Below are 24,045 nucleotides of genomic sequence, written 5' to 3'. Positions count from 1 at the left end.
ACGTCATCCGAAGAGTCCGTGCAGGAACCAGTGCGGATCGTTTTCGTCGCGGCTGCTGATGAGTTCGCGATAGATCCAGTAGCACGACTGGTCGTCGGCCTGGGCGACGAAGTAGTCGCGCTTGATGAGTTGTCCGTCGAACCAGCCGGCTTCGATGCGTTCGCCGGTCGAGGCCATTTTCAGCGGTGAACCGTAGAACGGCCGATTGTTGCGCATCAGCAGTTGCACCGGTGTTTCGAGCAGCCATGTGGGGCGCGGTAGTCCGGCGGGTAGCGGGGCAGTCCGACCCGCCTGACCAGGCTGGCCCGACTGGCCCGACTGGCCCGACTGGCCCGACTGGCCCGACTGGCCAAGCGGCACCCAGCGGTTGGCGACTTCCGGCCGATGATCGGCACCCGGCACGGAGCGCAGTACGTTCTCGTTGCCGAGGCGCGCCACCAGCAGTTCGATGAGCCGCGCGTGATCTTCCGCCGAACCACCCGGTTCCTGAAAGAGCGTGCCGGAAGGCGGTTCGGCGGCCTGGACCTGGACCGCATCGAGCTGCAGCGCGATGACCGGTGCATCGAGCGTGAGGCGTGCGAGCCGTTCGCGGATTAGGCGGAGCAGATGGTCTTCACGCCATGCCGGTTCGCCGAGCGCGATCTCGATCACAGTGGGGGCGATGGCGAGCCGGCCGCGCTCGTGTTCCAGCAGCAACTGCACGCCGGTCACCGCGAGCTGCTTCGCGCACAGCCAGCCGCACAACTGCACGACCAGCCGATGCGCGGCAAAGAGCGCACCTTCGGTATGTTCGAGGCGATCGGGCAACTCGATGCGGGCGGAAAAAGTGGGCGGCAAATCGAGCCAGTCGAATAGTTCGGGGGCGGTGCCGAATGCGCGATCGAGCGAATCGAGCAGGTGCTCGCCGCAGCGGCGCTGCAGGCCCGCACGCGGCAGTCGCCGCACGTCGGCAATCGTTTCGCAGCCGAGGCCGGCAAACCAGTCGACGAACGGTCGCACTTCGACCACCGACCAGAGCGGCACGGTGGCGAGGTGCCGTTCAAGCGAGCGCATCTTCAGCAGGCGCCGGTTGCCGCGCTTCGCGAGCAGCCACGCGCCCTGGCCGGTTGGCGCGAGACTCACGCGCGCGCTGAAGCCGAGCGTGGCCAGCAACGCCTTCGCTGCGCGGCACAGATTCAGCACGCCGCCAAAGAGCCGCAGGCTGGCGCTGATATCGACGATGACCGTGGCTTCTTCGACCAGCGCGACCTCCGGCGAGAACTGCATCAGTGTGACCGCGACGGCGCGCTGCGCGTCGAGTTCACGCGCCACGTCGCGCTCGAACATCTCGACGCCGGGCGCGAGCGTGAGTACGCCGCCGCGCTTCATGCCGGGACGGATACCGGCCGCGCGGGCCGTGCGGCTGGCGACCAGTACCCGGTCCTGCTCCAGTACCGCGCAGCCGTGCGCTGGCTCAGGCAGCCACTTCGGCCTGAAGACCTCGAGCTGCAACCGGGGCAAGTGGACGGCGAGCAGTACGCGCATGGCGGGAAAACAGTACCGGTGTGGGTTGAAGGGGAAGCGACAGAGGTTCGGTGCGCAACGGACCTCGTCGCTTGACGATGTCGACGCTCAGGCCGTCGCCGCAAGCGCGCAGGGCCAGTCGCAGCAACGCGGGCGAGGCATCTTTCGCGGCCGCCAGCGGCCGGATCATCACGAAGAGTGTGTCCGACGACTGCGCGGCGAGATGCAGCCGCCGCAGCGACGACGTCTGCACGTGCTGCCCCCAGAGCAGCAGCGCGCCGCAACTGCCGGCGCGCAGGATCTGTTCGGCGGCCCAGAGCGCGTCGACGGTTTTCGTCGTTTTGACCAGCATCAGCCGGTTGAGCGGCACGCCGATATAGCCGAGCCCGGGGCCGTTCGGAACGTGCGGCGGCCGGACCAGGGCAATGGGCCGCTTGTCGAGGGTGCCACCGGTCGCGCCGAGCGCCGGCGCCAGCAGCCGCATTTCACCGACGCCCGCCTGCTGGACCAGCAGGTCGATGAGCGCGCCGACCGGCCAGCCGCCGCCGGGCAGTTCCGCGGAGAGCGCGGCGTAGCCGGTGTCGAGTGTGCGCGCATGGTGACGCGCGAGCTGCGACGCCCGCCAGAGCGACGGATGCAGGTCTTCCGGATGAGATGCGAGCGCGGACGGAGAAGAGGGCATCGGCTGATTGCAAAAATCACTGTATATATGTACAGTATCCTACACCGAAAACCAGAACGGCAAACGGCTACTTTCCGGTACTGATCCAGGTCAGCAGGAATTGAACGACACAAGGTAATGGAGAGCGAATCATGTATGTCCGCACTATCGCGCTGACAACGCTACTCTTCGGCGCGGCTTCGGTCGCTCATGCGGAGACCTACATCGAAATCTGGAATCCGCCGGAGGCGCGTGCACATCCGCCTGTGCCGCGTGTTTCTCGCAGTACGCGGTCGCATGCCAGTGCGTCGGTGCCGCGTCTGGCCAAACGGGTGACCGAGCCCACGCTGCCCGGCGAGTCCGCGTCGACGTCCGCGCAGGCGTTGGCGCAGTCGTCGAAGAAGCACGGTGTGCCCGCCATCCCCATGCTGCCTCGCAAGATCGGCCCGGACGGCCGTGTCCTGCAGGTCTGAGCGCGTGTTCGTGACTGTGGATGCAAATGAACCCGGCAAGCTACCGTCCGCCGATGAACTCAACGCCCATTCCACAGCAGCCTTGCTGTGCTATCTGGCCGTGAGCGAGCTGGCGGCCGTCGTACTTCACGACGCACCGTCAACGGATACGCAACTGGTCGAATCCGCGCGCATCTGGCTTGCGCGCCACGCGCTCGATGCGGGCTGGCTCGAACGGGTGACGTTTGCCCGCAAGGCACGCCGTATTGCGAAGCGCTTCGCCGTCGGACAGACATGGTCCGCTGCACAACTGCAGCCATCGAACCTGTTCCTCGACGCCACCACCACGAATCCGGCAGACCCGATCGTGGCGCAGGTCTGGCGCGCATGCGCCGACGCCGATGCTGTGAACTGACCGTGCTTCGTCACTACCGAAGGACGGCGGAATTCGTTCGACGGGGCGCAGTGACCTGGCAATCCCTGGGTAACCAGGCCCCATGAAATCCAGCGGGAATTCGCCTGGGCAGATGTACCGTTGCGATCGGAGCGTTTTCTATATTTTTGCCGTCGAGAATGACCAGATCGCTGGTATCCGTTGCCTGGCGATAGACACACACGAGCAGCCATCCATCGTCTTCGACAGAGGCGCCGGGGCGCGCCACGAAGACCGGTTCGCTGTTCTGGTCACCTTCGGGAACGCAATATCGCTGTAGTGAACCGGACTCGAATTCATAGCGAACGACACCGCGAAATTCGGTATTGGTCGGTTGTTCCGCGGCATAGAAAAATCGATAGGGACGGCCGGTTCGTCCTTCGTTGATGCGAGGCAGTTCGATACGGATATCCGCGATTTGTTTTTCCGCCACGGCTCCTTCGTCGAGGTCGATGACGTAGCGCCACGGAATGCCCAATGGAGCGGTCTCGAACGTCGACGCTCCATCAGCAAGACGAAAATATCGGGGATATCGGATCACATCCAGCACCACGGTCGCTTCGTCGGCGTCGTACGCATTCACCACGTGCTGGATAAAACACGGCGCTATGTCAAACCAGCGTAGCTCACCGCCATGGCGAGGCATGATCCCGAGCCTCGCCTGATGGTCATCGCGCCAGCGCAATGGCATTCGATATCCTCTCGATAGCATCGAGAAGTCGTACCCGACATTAAGATCAAGAAAGATACTGCGGGTAGCGGTGATTGCCATGTCGTGCATCATCGAGGGCGATAACATTTCAATCTCGATGTCGACACCCGGCATACCGCTCGCGTCCGTCACGGCATAGCGCAAAAACGGCTTCTTCCAGTCAGCGCGAAAGCTCATCAGCTCGCCCGTTTCCGGGTCGATTTTTGGATGAGCCGTCATGCCGTTTGCCAGCCCCGGATGACAACGGGTTGCGCCGAGTGTTTCGAGTTCGGCTGTCATGGCAAGTGGAGGGCCGCCCTCAGACAATGCCAGTATTTCGCCCGCGTGGAAGAGCACATTCACGTTCGGATTCGTATCGAGCAGGGTGGATGAGGCATCGGGGTTGTACACGTCAGCCCACCGTTTTGTACGAGCCCAGCGATTTCTATAATTCATTGCGCGGCCGCCGTGCAACGAGATGCCATGCAGCATGGCATCTTCGGGCCACCAGTCCAGCACGTCGTTTCCCTTGAAGCGGCCCCGCAGAGGGTTGGGTCCGTTGCGTAGCAGTACACCGTCGAGATCCTGCGGAATCGCTCCTGTGACGGGAAGATCGACAAGATCGACTTCATCGGGCACGGCCGCTGCGGCGCCGGAATTCAAGTCGAGTGTGGTCATGTTGGTAGTCCTTCTATCCGGGCGTCGTAGGGCACACATCGTCACCAGTGCCAAAAGCGGGCGCGATTGCGTGATCGCACCTGTCCTCGGGCCAGGTAGCGATTGGTTAATTTATACCCGGGTGAAAATATTGTCAATTAAATCCGGGTATAAATATGGACGACCACCACGAATCCGGCAGATCGCGTTGCGTCGCTACATCAACCGGCCGGTAACTGGGCGTTGAAAACCGCCAGTTGAGCGGCGAAAGCGCGCTGGTACGCGGGGCGCGCTTCGCCGCGGGCGACATAGGCGGAGAGCTTCGGAAATTCGTCGAGCAGGCCCGATGGTTTCAACCGGAGTAGCACCGCGATCATCATCAGGTCGCCCACACTGAACGCGCCATCGAGCCAGTCGGCGTTGCCAAGACGATCGGAAAGCTCACCTAGCCGGCCACGGATGCGATCCACAACCATCAGCAGGCGCTCCTCGTACCACGGCTTGTCGCGCTCCAGAAACTTGACGGTCTGGAGATCGAGGATCGGCGGTTCAACCGTGTTGAGCGCGGCAAACATCCATGTGATGGCGCGTGCCCGGGCATGTGCATCGTCGGGTAGCAGGCCGGCATGGGACTCTGCAATATGGAGCACGATTGCCCCGGACTCGAACAGCGCAAGCGCGCCTTCTTCATAGGTCGGAATCTGTCCAAAGGGATGAATCGCTCGATGCGCGGGTTCCTTCATTGCGCTGAACGAAACCAGACGAACCTCGTAAGGCTGGCCCGCTTCTTCAAGCACCCAGCGAACCCGCATGTCACGCGCGAGTCCCTTGCCGCGATCGGGCGATCGTTCGAAGGCGGTGATAACGGGGAGTAGTGAAGTTTGCATGCCGATGTCTCCTTTGTTTGATGTTTCGTTAGGTGCCGGATACACAACACGGCGCATACCTGGTCGACGTCCGAGGTCGGGCTAAATCGACATTGCTCGGCTACTTTTTATCGAAGAGCGGTTTCTAGTCAGATTAGACCGTCTTATTAGCGCCGCCTCGCCGGCTGCGGATGAAAGAACCTTCACGTTTCTCCCTTGCTCCCGAGCCGAGCACGCGCAGTTGCGATCGACTGATGCAGCTTTTCCTGCAAGATTTCGCGGGACGGCAGTACGGTCAAGTATTCCGCGACGTGGATTCCGCTCTTACCCAGCTCCAGAAGTTCGATCTGCTCCTGCTTCTTTCCTGCGCAGAGGATGATGCCGATCGGTGGAAGTTCGTCCGGCTCCTGCTCGTGGCGGGCGAGCCAGCGCAGGTAGAGTTCCATCTGGCTCTTGTATTCAGCCTTGAAGGCGGCGAGCTTCAACTCGACGGCAACGAGCCGTTTCAACTTGCGGTTATAGAACAGCAGGTCGATATGGAAATCGTCGTTATCGATCTGCAGGCGTTTCTGGCGGGCGACGAACGTAAAGCCCGCACCGAGTTCCAGCAGGAACTGCTCCATTTCGCGCAGGATGGCGTCTTCGAGATCGCCTTCGAGGAAGCGGTCGCTCAGCCCGAGAAAATCGAGTACGTAGGGATCTTTCAACACGACGTCGGGCGGGGTGGGCTGTTCACTGCGCAACAGCGAAAGCTCGTGCCGGATCGTGTCTTCCGGCTTGCGCGACAGCGCGCTGCGCTCGAACAGCAACGAGTTGACACGTTCCAGTAGCTGGCGCGACGACCAGCGCTCGGCACGACACAACTCGATGTAAAAGTCCCGTTTCAGCGGATCGTCGATGTAAATCAACGTTTTCAGATGGGTCCAGCTCAATTGTCTCCGCAGTGCGGAGACAATCTGTTCATCCGGAAACACCTCGGCCACGCGAAGGCAGTGCCGCAACTGGCGTTCGCTCCAGCCGCGGCCGTACTCGGCTGTCAGGCGTTCAGCGAGCCCGGCCACGGTTGCGTCGCCATAGCCGGCGCGCGCATTCCGCAGAATGTTGACGCGCACCCGGTGGCCGATCTGCCAGTAGAGCAGCGACAGTTCCGCGTTGACCGCCGCAGCGGCCCGCGATCGCGCGGTGTTAATGAGGTGCCGCACATCGTCGAGCAGGGAGGAAGGAAAAAGATCGGTTATCTTGCCAAAGCCAGCGTGCCTGGTCGCACGGTCCATGGAGAAAGGACCACCTTACCGAGGGATGGCAGAAGGAGAAACCTGGCCGAATGGTCTCCGCAGTGCGGACACAATCTGCCGTCAAGAACCTGTTACCACCCACTCGTCAGCGCCGCTTCACCGCCTGCTCCAGATCCTCCGGCACCGGAATATGACTCGTCGACTTCACCTCGCGCAGCGCGAGACTCGACTGTATCGACGCGACGCCGGGCTGCTTGCGCAACACGCGCTCGACGAAATCGCCATAGCTATCGAGGTCACTGGCCAGCACCTGCAGCAGATAATCGGCGTCGCCGGTGACCTTGTGGCACGACAGCACCTCCGGCAGTTTCGCGACCGCTTTCTCGAAGCGATCCGGCGCATTGTCGCCATGCGACAGGAAGCGCACGAACACGAACGCAAGCACGTCGAACCCGAGCCGGCGCCGGTCCAGATTCGCCTGATAGTCGCGAATCACGCCTTCGTCTTCGAGACGCTTCCGTCTTCTCCAGCACGGCGTCACGCTCAGCGCGAGACGCTCGCTCAAGGCGGCGTTCGACAGCCCGCCATCCTCCTGCAATAGACGCAACATCGCGCGATCGGTCGCATCGAGTTCGGGTTGAGGGCGATTTGTTCTCATAAGTCGAGTTCAGTAGTCTGTTTGTGCGGGAAGTGTAGGTTCCAGTAGATCGAAAAGCAAATTAAGTGCCCGACAGGCCCGATACACTGTTCGCTATACCCTGTATGGACCCAACCCGTCATGCTTACTGTATTCAGCGAGTCCCATCGTTTGCACTACGGCATCGAGCTGAAAGATGGCCTGATTGCCCGATCCTTCGAAAACCCGCAGCGCGCCGATACCGTGGTCGCACGCGTGCGCGCAGCAGGACTCGGCGAGGTGATCGGCGAGACGCACTACGACCGCTCGCACTACGTCGGCGCGCACAGCGACCGCTACGTGCATTTTCTCGAAACGGCGTGGGCCGAATGGTCCGCAACGGGCCGCAATCACGATGCGCTGCCACTCGTATGGCCGGTGCGCACGTTGCGCGACGATATCGAGCCTTCGTTTATCGACGGCAAGCTCGGTTACTACGCCATGGACGCCGGTTCGCCTATCGGCGCGCATACATGGGAAGCCGTGTGCAGTAGCGCAAACGTCGCGCTGACCGGCGCCGATGTCGTACTGGCCGGCGCACGCGCGGCGTTTGCGTTGTGCAGGCCACCAGGACATCACGCGGCGCGCGAATACATGGGCGGCTACTGCTACCTGAACAACGCAGCGATCGCGGCACAACGATGCCTCGCCCACGGCGCGCGACGGGTCGCCGTACTCGACGTCGATTTCCATCACGGTAACGGCACGCAGGACATTTTCTACGAGCGCGCCGATGCGCTGTTTGTCTCGCTGCACGGCGACCCGCGCGTGTCGTTTCCGTATTTCTCGGGTTTCGCCGATGAAGAAGGGCGCGGCGCCGGGCTCGGTTTCAACGCTAACTATCCGCTGCCCGAAGGGACCGACTGGCCGCGCTACAGCGATGCGCTCGGCGATGCCGGCAAGCGTTTGACGGCGTATGCGCCGGACGTGCTGGTCGTGTCGCTCGGTGTCGATACGTTCGAAGGTGATCCGATCAGTCACTTCGCGCTGACAAGCAGCGACTTCATTCGCCTTGGCGAAGCGATCGCGCGTCTCGGCCTGCCGACGCTGTTCGTGATGGAGGGCGGCTATATGGTCGACGAGATCGGCACGAATGCCGTGAACGTGCTGCTGGGATTCGAAGGCCGCGCCGCGTGACGGTGCGTTCATCGTGGCGCTCGACTACAGGGCGCAAAAAGGTTTTATCAATAGAGGAAAGTGATCATGACTCGATATATCGATGTCAACCATGTCGCCCAACTCGTGAACGAAGTGGGCGTCGGCAAAGTCATCGCATCGATGGCGTCTTACATCGAGCAGGACTACCGGCGCTGGGACACGTTTGAAAAAACGGCGCGCATTGCGAGCCATTCGCCTGACGGCGTCATCGAACTGATGCCGACCGCCGATGCGAAGCTGTACGCGTTCAAGTATGTCAACGGGCATCCGAAGAACACGCGTGTCGATATGCTTACTGTGATGGCGTTCGGTGTGCTCGCGGATGTCGACAACGGCTATCCGCTGCTGTTCAGCGAGATGACGCTCACCACTGCGATCCGCACGGCGGCCACCTCCGCGCTGGTCGCGCGGTATCTGGCACGCAACGAGGCACGGTCAATGGCGCTGATCGGCAACGGCGCGCAAAGCGAATTCCAGGCGATCGCGTTCCACACGATGCTCGGTATCGATGAGATCCGAGCCTACGACACCGACCCCGCGGCCACCGACAAGCTGATTCGCAATCTCGCCCCGTTCCGCGGCTTGCGCGTGGTGCGTGCGCAAACCGCCGCCGAGGCGGTACGCGGCGCCGACATCGTGACGACCGTCACCGCCGACAAGACCAACGCAACCATCCTGACGCCCGACATGATCGAGCCCGGCATGCACATCAATGCGGTCGGCGGCGACTGCCCGGGCAAGACCGAACTGCATCCCGATGTGCTGCGCGCCGCGCGCGTGACCGTCGAATTCGAACCGCAGACGCGCATCGAAGGCGACATCCAGCAACTGCCGCGCGATCACCCGGTTATCGAATTTCATCGCGTGCTGTCGCACGTGGAGCAAGGACGTGAGTTCGATGCGCAGATCACGGTGTTCGACTCGGTTGGTTTTGCGCTCGAGGATTTCTCGGCGCTGCGTTATCTGAACGATGTCACGCAGGAACGCAGCATCGGTGCATTGCTCGATCTGATTCCGGAACCGGCCGATCCGAAAGATCTGTTCCATGTGCTCGCGTCAGGCTCGGTGCAAACCGGTGCACGAGCCCACGCACAAGCGCCGCAACCATCGCGCGAATCCGCTGGCGAACTAAAGGACGAACCGAAGCGTGCGCTACCAGGCAACCCACCGCATGCACGCGCCGCGACGCTGGCGCTCTGAAGCGTCAGTACAAACGCGCCACCCATCGGCGCTCAAGATAGGGAGGAGACAACCATGAAGGGCAGTTCCAGCCACCGCTTGTTGGCGCTAGCAATCGCCGCCGTAACCTGCACACAGGCCATCGCGGCACACGCCGATCAGATCGTAAAGATCGGCCACTCCGCGCCGTTGACCGGCGCGATCGCGCATCTCGGCAAGGACAGCGAGAACGGCGCGCGGCTCGCGGTCGAGGAGATCAATGCGAAAGGGCTCGTGATCGGCGGTCAGCGCGTCACGCTGCAACTGGACTCGCAGGATGACGCGGGCGATCCGCGCACCGCCACGCAGGCTGCGCAGAAGCTCGTCGACGACAAGGTGGTTGGCGTGGTCGGTCATCTGAATTCGGGCACGTCGATCCCGGCATCGCGCATCTACAGGGACGCGGGGATCGTGCAGATTTCCCAGGCAGCAACCAATCCCGCGTACACGCAGCAGGGCTTCAAGACCACCTACCGCGTAGTCGCCACCGACGCGCAACAAGGCCCCGCGCTCGCCACTTACGCGGCACAGTCGCTGCACGTGAAGACGGTAGCGATCGTCGACGACGCGACCGCCTACGGCCAGGGCCTTGCCAACGAATTCGAGAAGACCGCGAAAGCGCTCGGCATCCGGGTTGTCTCGCACGATGCAACCAACGACAAAGCCATCGACTTCCGCGCCATCGTGACCAGAATCAAGGGCGAAAACCCGGACGCGATCATGTACGGCGGTATGGACGCGACGGGCGGCCCGTTCGCGAAGCAGGCGCGGCAACTCGGTGTGCGCGCCCGGGTGCTGGCCGGGGATGGCGTATGTTCCGGCGATCTGCCGAATCTCGCCGGCACGGCGGCGGACAACGTCGTGTGCTCGGAAGCGGGCATGGCGCTCGACCGGATGCCGGGCGGCGCGGCGTTCGCGGCCCGCTACCAGAACCGCTTTCATCAGCCGTTGCAGGTGTATGCGCCGTTTGCCTACGACGCGGTGTTCATCATCGTCGATGCGATGCAGCGCGCGCAATCCACCGATCCGGCGAAAGCGCTCGCAGCGATGCCCGCGACTCACTATCGCGGAGTGATCGGTGAAACGAGCTTCGACGCGAAGGGCGATCTGCAGCATGGTGCGATTTCGCTGTACACGTATAAGGACGGCAAGAAGCAGTTGCTCGATGTCGTCAAGCTGTGATCGAGGTGGCGACGCGCGACGTTGACAGCGGTACGATGCGAAAGCGCCGCAAGCGCGACGCACGCGCGGCCCGCATCGGGGTGATCTGAACTCGCTTTGCTAACCGGAAGTCCGCGCGTCAACGGTCTATGAGGGTGTGGTGTGGCACATTCCCGGCTTGAGCTTTCGCGATCGCACATCCTGAGTTTCAGGCGTTGCGCCGGTTTTCTCGATGAACGCCTGCCTATGGGCGAAGCGTCGCTTCGCCAGGCGGCGTGGTGTGGATTGCAGGACTCCATGCCACGCGCGGCTCTACTGTCGATCCATGCACGGGTCGCCGGCGCCGGTCCGGCGACGTGGGAGCACGCGTCCTTCGTGCAGCTTTGGGGTCCGCGATTCAGCGCTTACGTCGTGGCTGCAGAAGACCTGCCGGTGTTTTCGCTCGGCCGGTTACCGGAGGACGCACAGGGGCGCGCACGGGCACACGACACCGCGTCCCGGCTCCACGCTTTCCTCGATGGCAGGAGGATGGGGTTCGGCGAGGCAGGCCATGCGATGGGCGTGCATCCAAACAGCCTGCGCTACGCTGCTCCAACGGGCACGGTTGTCCTGCGCTGGGAAGGCGCACGCCAGCCGGTTATCTGGACCGTGCCGGCGCCGGGCCTCGATCCGGGGCACGCACGACTCGAACTCGCGCGCCGCTATCTACATGTCTTCGGCCCTGCAACGGCCGCATCATTCGCGAAATGGGCCGGGATTCGACCACCGGAAGCACACGCGACGTTCGAAGCGCTCCGCGAGTCGCTGGCGCCGGTACATACGCCGGTCGGCGACGCCTGGATACTCGCCGACGACGAGCCCGCGTTTCGCGTTCGCTCGAAATCTGCCGCGCCCGTGCGGCTGCTTCCGAGCGGGGATACGTATTACCTCCTGTGGGGAGCCGATCGAGCGCTCCTCGTGCCCGACGCGAGGCGTCAGGCCGAACTGTGGACTTCGCGTGTATGGCCGGGCGCATTGCTCGTGGAGGGAGAGATTGCCGGTGTGTGGCGTCGATTGGGGGGCGAGATAACGGTTGAGGTCTGGCGCCGCTTCTCGCCTTTGGAGCGAGAGACCGTCGAGGCCGAAGCTATGTCGCTACCATTGCCCGGACTCAAACGGCCCATTACCGTCTGCTGGATCTGACGTGAATCACGGTGTCACCTTATCCCTTATCGTTCGGGCTCAACCGTTGCCCATCCGCACTGTCCTGGACTTGCCAGCCCATCGCCTGCAATGCGTCGCGCAAACGGTCGGCTTCTACCCAGTTCCGATCGGCGCGAGCCTTCTCACGCTCCGCGACGAGTACCGCGACATCCGCGGGAATGTCGAAGCTGTCTGCCTGCCATCCGGCGAGATTCAATCCAAGCACCGTATCGAAACGATCGACGGTCGCGCGACGCGTTTCGACTGGTAAATCGCTCTTGACCAGTTCCCATAGCACGGCGAGCGCACGCGGCAGATTCAGATCCTGATTGACCTCGGCATCGAAGCGGGCCACGAAGTCTTCATCCACGGCGCCACCCAAGGGCCAGCTCGCATAAGTTTTGCGCAGTCGGTCCAGCGCGACCTGCGCGCCCTCGAGCGCCTCTTGCGTGAACCGCAGCGTGCTCCGGTAGTGGGCTGTCAGGCAAAGGTACCGATAGGCCAACGGATCGAAACCGCGCTCGACCAGCGTCTGGATACGCAGAAAATCGCCGCTCGACTTCGACATCTTCGCGGCGTCCAGCATCAGAAAGTGACCATGCATCCAGAAGTTCGCGAGCCGCGTACCGTGGCACGCCTGCGTCTGCGCAATCTCGTTGCTGTGATGCACGGCGATATGATCCTCGCCGCCACAATGAATATCGAACCACGGACCAAGATACTTCGCCGACATCGCCGAGCATTCGATATGCCAGCCAGGAAAACCGCGCCCCCACGGGCTGTCCCATTCCATCTGGCGGGTGGAATCGGCGGGACTGAATTTCCATAGCGCGAAATCGGTGATGCTGCGCTTCTCGCCGAGCGCAACGCGCTTGCCTGCCTGCAGGCCGTCACGGTCGAGGCGCGCGAGAAAGCCGTAGTCGTCCTGCTTGCTGGTGTCGAAGTAGACGCCGTCGGTGGTGCGATATGTGTAGCCGTTGGCTTCGAGTGCGGTGATGAAGGTGATCTGCTCGGCGATATGGTCGGTTGCGCGGCACCACAAGGTTGGCTCCAGCAGATTGAGCGCATGCCAGTCGGCGATAAAAGCCGCGGTATAGCGCTCCGCGATGTCCCATGCCGATTGCCCGGTGCGGCGACTGCCTTTTTCCATCTTGTCTTCGCCTTCGTCGGCATCCGAAGTGAGATGCCCGACGTCGGTGATATTGACCACGTGCCGCACGTGATAGCCGTTCAACGTCAAGGCACGACGCAGCACGTCCTCGAACACATACGTCCGCAAGTTGCCGATATGCGCGTGGTCGTAGACCGTAGGCCCGCAGCAGTACAGGCCGACATGGTCGGGCTGTAGTGGCGTAAAAGGGCGCACGGTGCGCGACCAGGTGTCGTATAGGGCAAGAGGCATCGGGGTGTTCCGTATGGCAAGGCGGCTTTAAAAACACAAAGGCCACCGGTTTTTCAACGGGTGGCCTTGGGGAAGCGGATGTGAAGCGAAGCGATGCGCTAGACGCGAACTCCCCCAGGCAGGCAGCAACAGCATGCAACTGCATGCGCGAGACTGGGGCGGGAGAAGAGGCGGGTAAGCATGAGTGGCATGCTAACGCGTGCTTTTCGCCAGGTCAACGAAGACCCGGAAGTGCAGGCTCAAAGCGCCCGCCCTAAATCGCCGTCGTCACCGGCGCAATCGCCGCCGGATCGGTGATGCTGGTCTTGCCCGTCTCGACGTGCCCCGCGATACGCCGCAACCAGCCCGCGTTTCCCGCGACCGTCAATTGCAGGTCGTACCACTGGTTACTGCACGACAGATCCCAGTGTGCCTCGATGCTCTTGCCGGGCGGCACGCTCAGCGTGCGCGGCGGCTGGCCGTACGCGAGATCGGTGGCGGTGACAGTGAGCGCTGTGGTTCCCGCGTTCGCCAGCGACAGATAAACGTTGCCGTTCGCGATGTCGTAGCAGGTCACGACATCGGGTTTCGCCACCGCATCCGCACTGGCAGAACCCGCGAAGCGCCGGAAATAACCGTTGGGTCCGTAGACGTTCACGAGGTAGTTGCCCTTCGCATCGAGGGCCCAGACATCGCTCAACTGCTTGCCTGCTTCGACGGTGTAGCGGCGCGGCATCGCAGTCGGGTCGCCGGTATACACCCAGAAATGCGCCCCTTGCTTACCGGTGTTGGCAAACGTGAGCGTGTATCCCTGCGCCTGCAACTGACCATTCACATGCAATTCGTAGGGCAGCGCGCGTGCGGGCCGCGTGCCGGGTTCCTGCGCCGTGACCACCTGCTGTGCCGTGCTGGCGGGCGCGGTCTGCGCGGTGGGACGCGCGCACTGCTGGTCGGACTGGGCGATATACGTCTGGGTACTCGGCAACGTCGGGACGGCGGGGTCCGACTTCGAGAAATCGAGTGCCGAGGTCAGATCGCCGCAGATCGCGCGGCGCCACGGCGAGATATTGGTTTCCGTCACGCCGAAACGCTTCTCGATGAATTGCAGCACCGACGTGTGATCGAACACCTGCGAGCAGACGAAGCCACCCTTCGACCACGGCGACACGACCGTCATCGGCACGCGAGGGCCAAGGCCGTAGGGCAGGTTATCGGCGGTATAGGTAGTTTGTGTTGCGGTGACGACGTCGTGGCGTTCGAGCGAAATGTCGACGGTGCTCAGGCCCGAGCCCGGCAGCGTCGGCGCCTGCGGCGGCACCATATGATCGAACAGCCCATCGTTCTCGTCGTACATGATGAACAGGACGGTCTTGCTCCATACATCGGGGTTCGACGTCAGCGCATCGAGAATCGTCGAGATGTAGTTGGCGCCATAGAGCGGCGTGAACTTCGGATGTTCCGAATACGCCGCGGGCGGCAGCAGCCACGAGACCTGCGGCAGCGCATTGGCTTCGACATCGGCCTTCAGTTGCGTGAGCGTGCGTGTGCTCATGCCGCGATTCTGCAGCGACGAGCCAGCCGGCGCATTCACGAAGTTCTGGAAACAGGCCAGCATGTTCGTGCCGTAGTTTCCCGTGAAATTATCGAAGCCCGTGCCTTGCTGGTAGATCTGCCACGAGATACCGGCTGTTTCGAGCCGCTCGGGGTAGGTGGTCCAGTTGAAGGGCGCCAGCTTGATGCTGTCGAACTGGTTGTCGATGTAATCGGTGTTGTCGAGCAGCGGACCACCGCCGGTTGCCTTCGGATCGACCATGCCGGTCATCAGGTACATCCGGTTCGGATGGGTATTGCCCGGGATCGAACAGAAATAGTGGTCGCACACCGTGAACGCATCGGCGAGCGCGTAGTGGAACGGAATGTCCGCACGTACGTGGTAGCCCATCGTCATGTTGGTCTTCTGCACGGCCCATTTGTCGCCGCGGCCACCGTCTATCGCGCCGTGCGTCGTGCTCCACGTATGAGGCAACCCGCCGATACACTGCGCGTTGACGCCCGGATTCGTCGTGTCGTAGCGAAACGGCGCGATCACTTTGGTCTGGTCTTCCTGGCGCGGCTGGAACCACACGGGCTGGCCGTTCGGCAGCGTGACGGGGAAGCGGTCGTTATAGCCGCGCACGCCGCTCAGGTGACCGAGATAGTGATCGAACGAGCGGTTCTCCTGCATGAAGACGACGATGTGCTCGACGTCCTGAATCGTGCCCGTGACCGAATTCGGCTCGATGGCGAGCGCCTTGCGGATCGACTCGGGAAACAGGGCGGAGGCGACGGTCGCGCCAGCCACGCCGGCTGACAGCTTCAAGAAATCGCGGCGGGTTTTGGGGTTCATGCGGGGGTTCATGGGGCGGTTCATGCGCGGGGTTCCAGGCTGGATTCGGTGGTCAGGATGCGGGTGGGACAAAGCCCGGCGGACAGCTCATCTTCGTATTGGCGAGCGTGGTGTTGCCGCATGCTGCCTTGGGCGGGTCGATGTCCGCACCGCACGCACCGATGAGCGTTGTCGCGCCCAACAGGCCGATCAGTGCCAAAAGCCGAAATGCCGGCATCTGCATGAATTGCTCCGGGAAAGATCAGGAGATAAGGGAAATAGGGGAATGCTCAAGCATCCTCTGTGGCCGCGCCGGGGCGCAAGCTAGCCGCGAAGATAGTTTCAATTTATTACAGGAAGGTGTCTTGAAAGCTAACCGTCACCGGAATCAAGGCAATGGACGCACATCGGCAATTGCCAGCGGCCAGACGATCTCGAAGCGTTCGAACACCGTCTCGATCTGGTCGTGCATGTCGAATCCGTCCTCGGCGGCCTGGGCACTGAAGAATGCCCGGTGCGCGTCGAGCCAGAAGGCGCGGCTACGGTCGCCTTCGCCTTCGTCCCATGCAAAGCGGTCGTCGACGGCGATGAGCGGCTTCACGGTGACCTCGGTGGTACGCCAGATCGCGCACGGCACGCCGGCGCCGTCGACCAGCACCACGTAGTCGCCAGGCTTCGGCAGGGTGTCGGGGGCCTGCGTGTAGTAGCGTGCGAGCGATGCCGTCGCCCGCTTAGGTCCGGCGACAACGAGTTCGGCCAGCTCGTTCGCCATCTCCGGGCTGTCGCCGAAACTGACCACTTCATAGATAGCCGACGCGATACCGGCGTGCGACGCGTAGGCGCCCCAGAATGCGTCGGACTGCGGTGTTTTACCGGACATTGGCGGTCGCCTTGGGTGGTGGTCGGGGAGTCCTGCGATTCTACGGTGTCACGCGTGCAAATTCCGGCCGGCGGAATCGATAGCATAAAAAACTCGAAGCAGCGCATTGACCCGTGCGGATCGGTCCACGCATGATGCATAGCCGCGGTGCGGATCGCGCATCGGCACATCGACGCATCGGCAAACACGCAGACGGACACGAAGAGACTCACGCATATGACATCGAAAAAAGACATCGGCACTGGCACGCATGACGGCGCACGTCGCACGCTGTTGAAGGCCGCGGGCGCGGCTACGCTGGTCGCCGCACGCAGCACGACGCTGTGGGGCGGTGCCGCGGCATTCGCTGCAAGCGGGGCGGTTCACGCACAAGGCAACGGCAAGACGCTGCGCATCGGCTATCAGAAGTACGGCAACTTCATCGTGCTCAAGGCGCGCGGTACGCTCGAAAAGCGCCTCGCCGCCGAGGGCGTCACGGTGCAGTGGCTGGAATTTCCGGGCGGACCGCAACTGCTCGAAGGTTTGAACGCCGGTGCGGTCGATGTCGGCACAGTCGGCGAAACGCCGCCGATCTTCGCTCAGGCCGGCGGCGTCGATCTCGTCTACGTGGGCAGTGAACCGCCGGCGCCGAAGGGCGAAGCGATCATCGTGCCGGCCGATTCGCCGATCAAGACGGTCGCCGATCTGCGCGGCAAGAAGGTCGCGCTCAACCGCGGCTCGAATGTTCACTATCTGCTGGTCAAGGCGCTGCAGAGCGCACAGGTCGACTACAAGGAGATCGTGCCGGCTTACCTCGCACCCGCCGATGCTCGCGCGGCATTTGTACAGCGCGGCGTCGACGCGTGGGTGATCTGGGATCCGTACTACGCGGCGGCCCAGCGTCAGACCGGTGCGCGTGTGATCGTCGATGGCGAAGGTCTCGTGCGCAACACGCAGTATTACGTCGCGAGCCGCAAGTTCGCCGCTGCGCAGCCGCAACTGGTCCACGCACTACTCGATGAAACCGCGAAGGTCGACGAGTGGGCACGCGATCATATTCCGGAGGTTGCAGCGCAGCTGTCGCCGCTTACCGGTCTCGATACTGCAACGCTCGAACTCGCGCTTAAGCGCGCGGGCTACGGCGTGCAGCCGATAGACAGCGCGACGCTTGCGTATCAGCAGCAGATCGCCGATGCGTTCACGAACCTGAAGCTGATTCCCCGCAAGATCGAAGTTGTTGACGCTCGGTGGCAGACGGCGTGAGGTTGGTCTTGCAGGTTTGATTATGCGAATGGAGCGGCTGGGTTGCCGCGCCTTCTTCTTCAAACCACTGCTACAACGGGTTGGCGATGCTTTGCGGCGTGCGGATCATCTACTGATGTCCGCGTGCGCCGGCAATCCGCAGATAGAGACCGCGGATCTCGATAGTGTTGGCGATGTGCCGGCTGTGAACAGCGTTACCGGGCAAGCCGCCATGCGGTGACCGGCTGTTGCGCAGGCCGCGCCGGTAGCCCACCGTGCGGCGGCTCGTCACGTTCTGCTGAAGCGAGACCAGGTTCCGCGAAATCAGCCAGCACCGCATCACGCAAACGAATGAAACGCGGATCGCTGCGCTCGCGCGGACGTGGCAATGCAACGTCGACGATGCGTTCGATGCGACCCGGTCGCGGCGCCATCGTGACGACGCGATCGCCCAGATAGAGCGCTTCATCGACGTCATGCGTGACGAGAATCATCGTGATGCGTTCGTGTTCCCAGATGCGTTGCAGCTCGTTCTGCAGGCGGCCTCGTGTGAGCGCATCGAGCGCGCCGAACGGTTCGTCGAGCAGCAGCACGCGTGGCCGGTTCACGAGTCCGCGGGCAATCGCGACGCGCTGTGCCATCCCGCCCGACAGCTCATGCGGATACGCGTTCTCAAAACCGTTCAACCCGACGAGCGCGATGTGCTCAGCGACGGCATCGCGCTTTTCTTTCGCCGACAGCGGCGCGTTGCGCAATGCCGCGTGAATGTTCTGCGACGCCGTGAGCCACGGAAACAGCCGATGGTCCTGAAACACGATCCCGCGTTCTAACGATGTGTCGCGCACCGGTTCGCCCGCCACGCGGATCGTGCCGCGATAGTCTGCATCTAGCCCCGCGATAAGACGCAGCAGCGTCGACTTGCCGCACCCGCTCGCACCGACGACGCTGACGAATTCGCCAGGCCGCACGCGTAGGGTGATGTCGTCGAGCACGGCAAGCGGTGCACCGCGTTGCGCGTAGTGTTTGCTGACGTGAACGATGTCGATGCCGTCGGAGGAAAGTGGTGCGGTCGTCATGAACGGTCCTGTGCGAGTAGGGCGATCTTCGGGCAAAGCAACTCAGGCGGATACAGCATCGGGTCGGCGCGCAAACACCGCGCGCTCGATTGCACGCGCAAGCGCATTCAACGCCCAACCCGTCAAACCGACGACGATGATCCCGAACAGCACCAGGTCCATCCGGAACTGCTCGCTGCCGTCGATCAACGTATTACCGATGCCGCGGCCCGCCACCAGCAGATACTCCGCGCCCAGCGTGGCGAGCCACGAGTAGATCAACGCGAGATAGATGCCGGTGAAGATCGACGGCAGTGCGGCGGGCAGGATCACATGGCGGATCAGTTGCAGACGTGAATAGCGGAACGCGCGCGCGACTTCGATATACGTACGCGGTACGGAATGGATGCCGTCACACGTATGTGCGGCGACGGGCAGCAACGCCGCAAGCGATAGAAACACGACCTTCGCGGCATCGCCGAGACCGAACCAGACGGAAATCAGCGGAATCCACGCGAACAGCGAGATCTGCTTGAACGTGTCGAAGCTTGGCGCGATCAGTCGCGTCGCGATGCGCGACAAACCGAGCGCACTGCCGAGCAACAACCCGGCAATGCTCCCGATCGCAAACCCGCTAGCCTCGCGCGCCAGCGATGCCGACAGCGCACGCACCAGTGCCCCGCTGACGATCTGTTCCCATGCGGTATGCGCGACGTCGGCGGGACTGACCAGCAGGCCGCTTTTGACCAGATGCGCGGTGCTCACAGCCCACCACAGCGAGAAAACCACGAGCGGCAAGACAAGGCCCCGCCAGTCGACACGACGCGATGTCGGTTTGCTATCGGCGGCTGACAACGCGCTCTGCTCCACCACGTCGCAGCCACACGACGGCGGCCCTTCACGCCGGTTGCTACGACGTAGACGAAGCGCTGCGGGAATTCGGTTCGACGCCATCGTGTGCTCCTTCTACGCAAGCGGTGATGCATGAGTTATTCGCGAAAAGCGGAAGGCTGCCCACGCCGCAGACGCGCTTCGAGCGCATCGAGCAACCGGTTCATCGCGAGGCCGATCGCACCGACCATGACGACCGATGCCATCACGAGATCGAGTTGAAACAGCTGCCGGCCGTAGACGATCAGATAGCCGAGCCCCTCGGACGAAGCGACCAGCTCAACCACGACAAGCGCAAGCCACGCCTTGGTGAACGCGAGCCGGATGCCGGTAGCGAGCGTCGGCACGGCCGCGGGCAGCACGAGATAAACGATGCGTTGCCAGCGGTTGTATTTGAAGACCCGCGCGACCTCGTCGAGCGCGGCCGGCGTCTGCCGGAAACCTTGCAGCGTACTGAGCGTGACCGGCACCAGAGCGGCGTGTGCGATCAGGATGTACTTGAGCGGCTCGCCGACGCCAACCAGCAACAGCAGAAACGGCAACCAGCCCAGCACCGGAATCTGCACGATCGCATTGAACGAGGGCAGCACGTACGCTTCGAGCGTGCGCGACAGTCCGAGCGCGGCGCCGATCGCGAAGCCCACCAGCGTGCCCGCACCGAAGCCGAGCAACACACGTTGCAGACTGATCAGCGTATTGCTCGCAAGGTCGCCGCTGCGTGCGAGTTCGATGAAGGTGTCATAGACGCGTTCGGGCGGCGGCAGGATCTGCGGGGCAATCCAGCCGCGCTCGCAACCGATGCTCCACAGCGCAAACAACGCCGCCGGCAACAGCCACGGCGCGAGATGCCATGCGAGCGTATGCAGCACGTGGCGCGTGCGGCGACCCGACGAACCGGCGCTGACGCGTGTATCGCCGGGAGCAGCATGCAGGGGGATTGCGGTTTCGCTCATCGTCGCGCTCCGTCGGGTGGGGCGAGGGTTATCGCTCAGGCGAGCGGTTTGCCCGCCGCGTCATAGGGCGTCCAGTAGTGCTCGAGTTTCAGTGTGCGCAGCGCGTTGTCGAGGTAACGCGGCTCGAACCAGCCGTCGACCTCGACCGGCTGACGGATCAGCTTGAGCTGCAACGCTGCCTGCGCCACGGCCTTATAGCGCCCGACGATAAACGGATCGATCAGCGGCGAATTACGCTCCTTCAGCGTGCGGTTCGCAAACTCGGCCTTCCACGACGCAACGCCTACACCGCTCTTAGCCCACTGCGTGAATAGCGCATCACGATTTGCCTCATCCGATGACCATTGCGCGCCTTTGACAAACGCATTCACCACGCGCTGGACGACCTCCGGATGCGCATGTTCGAAGTCTTCGGTGACGAGCAGATGCGATTGCCGCGTGAACTGCGGGCCATCGGTCTGCGACTCGTAGATGATCTTCGCGAGCCCCTGGTCGCGCAGCTTGTAAAGGTGATAGTCGTTGACCGATGCATCGATGCCCTTCGAAGCCAGCGCCGCGAGCGAGCTGGCTGTGTCTAGATTGAGCACACGCAGATCGCGCTCGTCGAGATGGTTCGCGGCCAGCACGTTGTCGGCGACGAGTTGCAGGTTGGTGCCGCGAAAGATCGACACACGGCGGCCTTTGAGGTCCTTGACCGAGTGGATATCGGAGTCGGGCGGCACGGCGATCTTGATACCGACGCGTACGCCCGATTCGAGCAGGATGCGGGTCTTCAGGCCGTTGGCGCGCGCGAGCACCGCGGGCAGATCGCCTTGAAACGCGAAGTCGAGCGACTGGTTGGCGATTGCTTCGTTGACTGCCGGACCGGCGCCCTTGAAGAACAGCCATTCGACCTTGATGCCGTCGGCGGTGAATTCCTTTTCCAGCAGTTGTTGCTGTTGCACGGTTGCCGCGGGCGAACCGCCGAAGGTCGGTGGATCGCCGGTGCCTTGATCGGCGACGCCGATGCGGATCGTCGATGGCTTGTCGGCATAAGCGTTGACCGCGGCGACGGACAGTGTCGCCAGCACGAGCAGGAGTTTCAGGAAGCGGGGATAGCGCATGAGGTTCGAGTGAAAGTGCAGGGCAAGAGGTAAGGGCGCGGGCGAACCACACATAACGGAACGCGGCGTGAGATTGACTGCGCGCGCGGTCTGCGTCGAACGGGAACAAACATTCTTGTCGACGGTACGGGGCAGGACAAGGAAGTATTTGAGCTATGCATATCGCCGGTGACGTATTCGTTTGTCGTCGCAGCGAAGAGGTGAAGCCGCGTTCCGTTGCGCTGACGGAATCGGTGTGCGGGCGGCGGCACAGCGCTCGCCGACCCGGTACAGAAGTACCAGACGATCTAGTCCTGAGCGATCTGGCTGGCGGTGCCGCGCGGCGCTACATTCGCATCCATTCCGGCGCGTCGCAGGCCGTCGCAGGCGTTAGGCATGTCTGAACCCTGCAAGCGTTGTCAGCCGCTGCGAACCCAAGGTGGCGACACCTTCCGATGTACTCCACCTCAGGCCGTCACGTTGCCCGCTAGTGCGTCCGGTCTGTTTGCCCTCAACACGCCATGAAAAGAAGCCTATCCACAGACGAAAACATCCCGGCTCATGCGGGCGCCGAAGCTGCTGCGCCGAACGACGAGGCCACGCTGCACGTCCTGCAGATGCGCGAAGTCCATCACCGGGTGCGCAACAGCCTGAACCTGATCTCGTGCACGCTGCAGTTGCAGGCACGGCAATCGGACAGTGAAGAAGTGCGCCGCGCACTGTCGATCGCGGTCGACCGGATCGAAAGCCTCGCGCGCATTCACGGGCATCTGTATGGGCACGATCAGCAACGTACCCGCGATGCCTTGCCATACCTGGAAAATCTCACCCGCGATCTGCACGATGCGCTGCTATCGCCGCTCGACGCGCGCCGCATCGAGTTGCTGTCGAGCGAGCCATTCACGGTGAGCGACGATGGGTTGATGTCGCTGGGATCGATCGTCACCGAGCTCGTGACGAACGCGATCAAGTACGGCACCGGCGATATCTCGGTCAGCGTGCAGCGCACACCGGAACACGTGAGCATCGTCGTCGAGAACGAGGGCTGTGGTTTTCCGTCGACCTTTAATCGCGCGACCGACGCCGGCTTCGGGCTGCGGCTCGTCAACCATCTGTGCACACGCTCGGGCGGCGAGATGACGATCGAGCCGTCGCCGACGTTGGGGCGGGTGGTGGCGCGGATCGGGGTGCGTTAAACAGCGCTTCGAGCCAGGCCCTGACGCTCCGCGTCGAGATACCGTTCGACGATACGGCGAAACTGCACGAGCGCCGAGTCCATTGCGAAGGCCATCATGTTGAACGAGGGATCGAGGGCGAGATTGCGTTGCTGCGCGGTGATGATCGCGCGATCCTCATCGAATGCTTCGACGATCGACTGGTGAATCGCACGCGTCACTTCGGGCTGATCGATTGCGAAGTTGTGCGGATGCCCGAAGAAGTAATGCGTCGAGGTTGCGGTTTCCGGCGTCAACGCCTGGCAGCCGCGAAATTCGGCGGCATCTACACGCAGGCCGTCCTGTGCGCCCGTGCCCACCGGTGCCATACCCGAGTCCATCCGCAGGATGCCGGGGATCGTGAAATCGTAGATGTTCCAGCGATCGACCTTGCCCGGCCACGCCTTCACGGCGGCGGCGAACGGTGGCACATCGGTGTCCATGGTCCAGCGCGTGACACGTACGCCATTGTCGAGCCGCTCGACCGACGGCCGGATCTTCGCGTAGCTTTCCGGACCGCCGAGCGTGGTCGGATGCACGAACGGCAGATGCGAGAAGTCGAGCAGGTTGTCGCAGATCAGCAGGTAATTCACGTCGTAGTGAATGTAGCCGGGCAGACTGCGCCAGTCGGGGTCGTCGAGCCAGTGCGTGTCGGGAATCGCATCTGGATCGGCGAGCGCCGCGTCGCCCATCCAGATCCATACCCATCGATGCCGCTCGACCACCGCGAAGCTGCGCACCCGCGCTTGAGGCGGCACACGATCCTGGGCGGGCGCTTCGATGCAGGTGCCGCTGCAGTCGAACTTCAGACCGTGATACAGGCAGCGCACATCGTCACCTTCGCGCCGGCCGAGCGATAGCGGTGCGCCGCGATGACAGCAGCGATCTTCGAGCGCGACCACCGTGCCGTCGGCGCTGCGATACATCAGGACCGGAATGCCGGTAATCGTCCGGGCGAAGAAATCGTCCGCGCCGATTTCGTGTGACCACGCGGCCACGTACCACGTGTTTTGAATAAACATCGTGCTGTCTCCAGTCATGTTGTCGATGGCATTGCCACGTTGCCGCCGCGCCCGGCTGCGGGGCGCTTGACCGCACGATAGGTTCGCC

23 protein-coding genes are annotated in these 24,045 nt (G+C 62.8%); 8 read left to right on the top strand and 15 right to left on the bottom strand.

The window, feature by feature from the left end; translation table 11 throughout:
• Positions 1-3: 3 nt before the first annotated feature.
• Together BWP39_RS22270 and imuA are read right to left on the bottom strand one after the other, a co-directional pair.
• Positions 4-1,524 (bottom strand): Y-family DNA polymerase, encoded by a 1,521-nt coding sequence (locus tag BWP39_RS22270; RefSeq protein ID WP_096724147.1) that lies wholly within the window; start codon positions 1,522-1,524, stop codon positions 4-6.
• On the bottom strand, positions 1,454-2,185 hold the full coding sequence (gene imuA / locus BWP39_RS22265; protein ID WP_096724145.1) for a translesion DNA synthesis-associated protein ImuA: 732 nt from the start codon (positions 2,183-2,185) through the stop codon (positions 1,454-1,456). The genes BWP39_RS22270 and imuA overlap by 71 nt, the downstream gene beginning before the upstream one ends.
• Before the next feature lie 131 nt (positions 2,186-2,316).
• Between imuA and BWP39_RS22260 the strand changes: the two genes are divergently transcribed.
• Together BWP39_RS22260 and BWP39_RS22255 are read left to right on the top strand one after the other, a co-directional pair.
• A complete protein-coding gene (locus BWP39_RS22260) occupies positions 2,317-2,637 on the top strand; it encodes a hypothetical protein (RefSeq protein WP_096724143.1) in 321 nt (106 codons plus the stop codon).
• A 10-nt stretch (positions 2,638-2,647) separates the two neighbouring features.
• Entirely contained in the window at positions 2,648-3,031 is a 384-nt protein-coding gene (locus BWP39_RS22255) for a hypothetical protein (RefSeq protein WP_207557038.1), read from the top strand.
• Positions 3,032-3,044: 13 nt separating this feature from the next.
• Here BWP39_RS22255 and BWP39_RS22250 read toward each other — a convergent pair whose 3' ends face one another.
• From BWP39_RS22250 to BWP39_RS22235, 4 genes are all read right to left on the bottom strand, one after another.
• The gene (locus BWP39_RS22250) at positions 3,045-4,418 is read right to left on the bottom strand and encodes a carotenoid oxygenase family protein (RefSeq protein WP_096724139.1); all 1,374 of its coding nucleotides are present in this window, start codon (positions 4,416-4,418) and stop codon (positions 3,045-3,047) included.
• Between the two features lie 200 nt (positions 4,419-4,618).
• A complete protein-coding gene (locus tag BWP39_RS22245; RefSeq protein WP_096724137.1) occupies positions 4,619-5,284 on the bottom strand; it encodes a glutathione S-transferase family protein in 666 nt (221 codons plus the stop codon).
• Between the two features lie 182 nt (positions 5,285-5,466).
• Positions 5,467-6,537, bottom strand: coding sequence for a PDDEXK nuclease domain-containing protein (locus tag BWP39_RS22240; RefSeq protein WP_096724135.1), 1,071 nt, complete (start codon positions 6,535-6,537; stop codon positions 5,467-5,469).
• Between the two features lie 106 nt (positions 6,538-6,643).
• Positions 6,644-7,156: an Lrp/AsnC family transcriptional regulator gene (locus tag BWP39_RS22235; protein WP_096724133.1), complete on the bottom strand. Its 513-nt coding sequence runs from the start codon at positions 7,154-7,156 to the stop codon at positions 6,644-6,646.
• A gap of 120 nt (positions 7,157-7,276) precedes the next feature.
• Between BWP39_RS22235 and BWP39_RS22230 the strand changes: the two genes are divergently transcribed.
• The 4 genes from BWP39_RS22230 to BWP39_RS22215 all read left to right on the top strand — a co-directional run bounded on the left by BWP39_RS22230 (position 7,277) and on the right by BWP39_RS22215 (position 11,893).
• The gene (locus BWP39_RS22230) at positions 7,277-8,311 is read left to right on the top strand and encodes a histone deacetylase family protein (protein ID WP_096724131.1); all 1,035 of its coding nucleotides are present in this window, start codon (positions 7,277-7,279) and stop codon (positions 8,309-8,311) included.
• 66 nt (positions 8,312-8,377) lie between these two features.
• Complete coding sequence (locus BWP39_RS22225; RefSeq protein WP_096724129.1) at positions 8,378-9,532, top strand: ornithine cyclodeaminase; 1,155 nt, start codon at positions 8,378-8,380, stop codon at positions 9,530-9,532.
• Positions 9,533-9,586: 54 nt separating this feature from the next.
• Positions 9,587-10,732 carry a branched-chain amino acid ABC transporter substrate-binding protein gene (locus tag BWP39_RS22220; RefSeq protein WP_096724127.1) on the top strand — a complete coding sequence of 382 codons (1,146 nt, stop codon included), beginning with the start codon at positions 9,587-9,589 and terminating at the stop codon, positions 10,730-10,732.
• 225 nt (positions 10,733-10,957) lie between these two features.
• Positions 10,958-11,893 (top strand): DNA glycosylase AlkZ-like family protein, encoded by a 936-nt coding sequence (locus tag BWP39_RS22215; protein ID WP_096724125.1) that lies wholly within the window; start codon positions 10,958-10,960, stop codon positions 11,891-11,893.
• Positions 11,894-11,912: 19 nt separating this feature from the next.
• Here BWP39_RS22215 and cysS read toward each other — a convergent pair whose 3' ends face one another.
• The 4 genes from cysS to BWP39_RS22200 form a co-directional block, all read right to left on the bottom strand.
• On the bottom strand, positions 11,913-13,295 hold the full coding sequence (cysS, locus tag BWP39_RS22210; RefSeq protein WP_096724123.1) for a cysteine--tRNA ligase: 1,383 nt from the start codon (positions 13,293-13,295) through the stop codon (positions 11,913-11,915).
• A gap of 253 nt (positions 13,296-13,548) precedes the next feature.
• The gene (locus BWP39_RS22205; protein ID WP_096726094.1) at positions 13,549-15,660 is read right to left on the bottom strand and encodes a phosphocholine-specific phospholipase C; all 2,112 of its coding nucleotides are present in this window, start codon (positions 15,658-15,660) and stop codon (positions 13,549-13,551) included.
• Positions 15,661-15,712: 52 nt separating this feature from the next.
• Positions 15,713-15,883 (bottom strand): hypothetical protein, encoded by a 171-nt coding sequence (locus tag BWP39_RS32010; protein WP_170043889.1) that lies wholly within the window; start codon positions 15,881-15,883, stop codon positions 15,713-15,715.
• 144 nt (positions 15,884-16,027) lie between these two features.
• The gene (locus tag BWP39_RS22200) at positions 16,028-16,519 is read right to left on the bottom strand and encodes an ASCH domain-containing protein (RefSeq protein WP_096724121.1); all 492 of its coding nucleotides are present in this window, start codon (positions 16,517-16,519) and stop codon (positions 16,028-16,030) included.
• A gap of 216 nt (positions 16,520-16,735) precedes the next feature.
• Here BWP39_RS22200 and BWP39_RS22195 point away from each other — a divergent pair, with 216 nt between their 5' ends.
• On the top strand, positions 16,736-17,761 hold the full coding sequence (locus BWP39_RS22195) for a sulfonate ABC transporter substrate-binding protein (RefSeq protein ID WP_096726093.1): 1,026 nt from the start codon (positions 16,736-16,738) through the stop codon (positions 17,759-17,761).
• 194 nt (positions 17,762-17,955) lie between these two features.
• Here the strand turns inward: BWP39_RS22195 and BWP39_RS22190 are convergent, their stop codons facing one another.
• From BWP39_RS22190 to BWP39_RS22175, 4 genes are read right to left on the bottom strand one after another with little or no spacing between them, the layout of a single operon-like run.
• On the bottom strand, positions 17,956-18,816 hold the full coding sequence (locus BWP39_RS22190; RefSeq protein WP_096724119.1) for an ABC transporter ATP-binding protein: 861 nt from the start codon (positions 18,814-18,816) through the stop codon (positions 17,956-17,958).
• Positions 18,817-18,858: 42 nt separating this feature from the next.
• Positions 18,859-19,749: an ABC transporter permease gene (locus BWP39_RS22185; protein WP_096724117.1), complete on the bottom strand. Its 891-nt coding sequence runs from the start codon at positions 19,747-19,749 to the stop codon at positions 18,859-18,861.
• Positions 19,750-19,784: 35 nt separating this feature from the next.
• The gene (locus tag BWP39_RS22180; protein WP_096724115.1) at positions 19,785-20,639 is read right to left on the bottom strand and encodes an ABC transporter permease; all 855 of its coding nucleotides are present in this window, start codon (positions 20,637-20,639) and stop codon (positions 19,785-19,787) included.
• Positions 20,640-20,674: 35 nt separating this feature from the next.
• A complete protein-coding gene (locus BWP39_RS22175) occupies positions 20,675-21,742 on the bottom strand; it encodes an ABC transporter substrate-binding protein (RefSeq protein ID WP_096724114.1) in 1,068 nt (355 codons plus the stop codon).
• A 500-nt stretch (positions 21,743-22,242) separates the two neighbouring features.
• Here BWP39_RS22175 and BWP39_RS22165 point away from each other — a divergent pair, with 500 nt between their 5' ends.
• A complete protein-coding gene (locus BWP39_RS22165) occupies positions 22,243-22,917 on the top strand; it encodes a sensor histidine kinase (protein ID WP_096724110.1) in 675 nt (224 codons plus the stop codon).
• Here the strand turns inward: BWP39_RS22165 and BWP39_RS22160 are convergent.
• Positions 22,914-23,957, bottom strand: a complete 1,044-nt coding sequence (locus tag BWP39_RS22160; RefSeq protein WP_096726092.1) for an aromatic ring-hydroxylating dioxygenase subunit alpha — start codon at positions 23,955-23,957, stop codon at positions 22,914-22,916. The two genes, BWP39_RS22165 and BWP39_RS22160, sit on opposite strands and share 4 nt — an antisense overlap.
• Positions 23,958-24,045: the final 88 nt, after the last annotated feature.

It is taken from the genome of Paraburkholderia acidicola (assembly GCF_002362315.1).
Classification (GTDB): domain Bacteria; phylum Pseudomonadota; class Gammaproteobacteria; order Burkholderiales; family Burkholderiaceae; genus Paraburkholderia; species Paraburkholderia acidicola.
The sequence above is the reverse complement of the archived record's forward strand: the minus strand, read 5'-3'. Positions and strand labels throughout refer to the sequence as shown.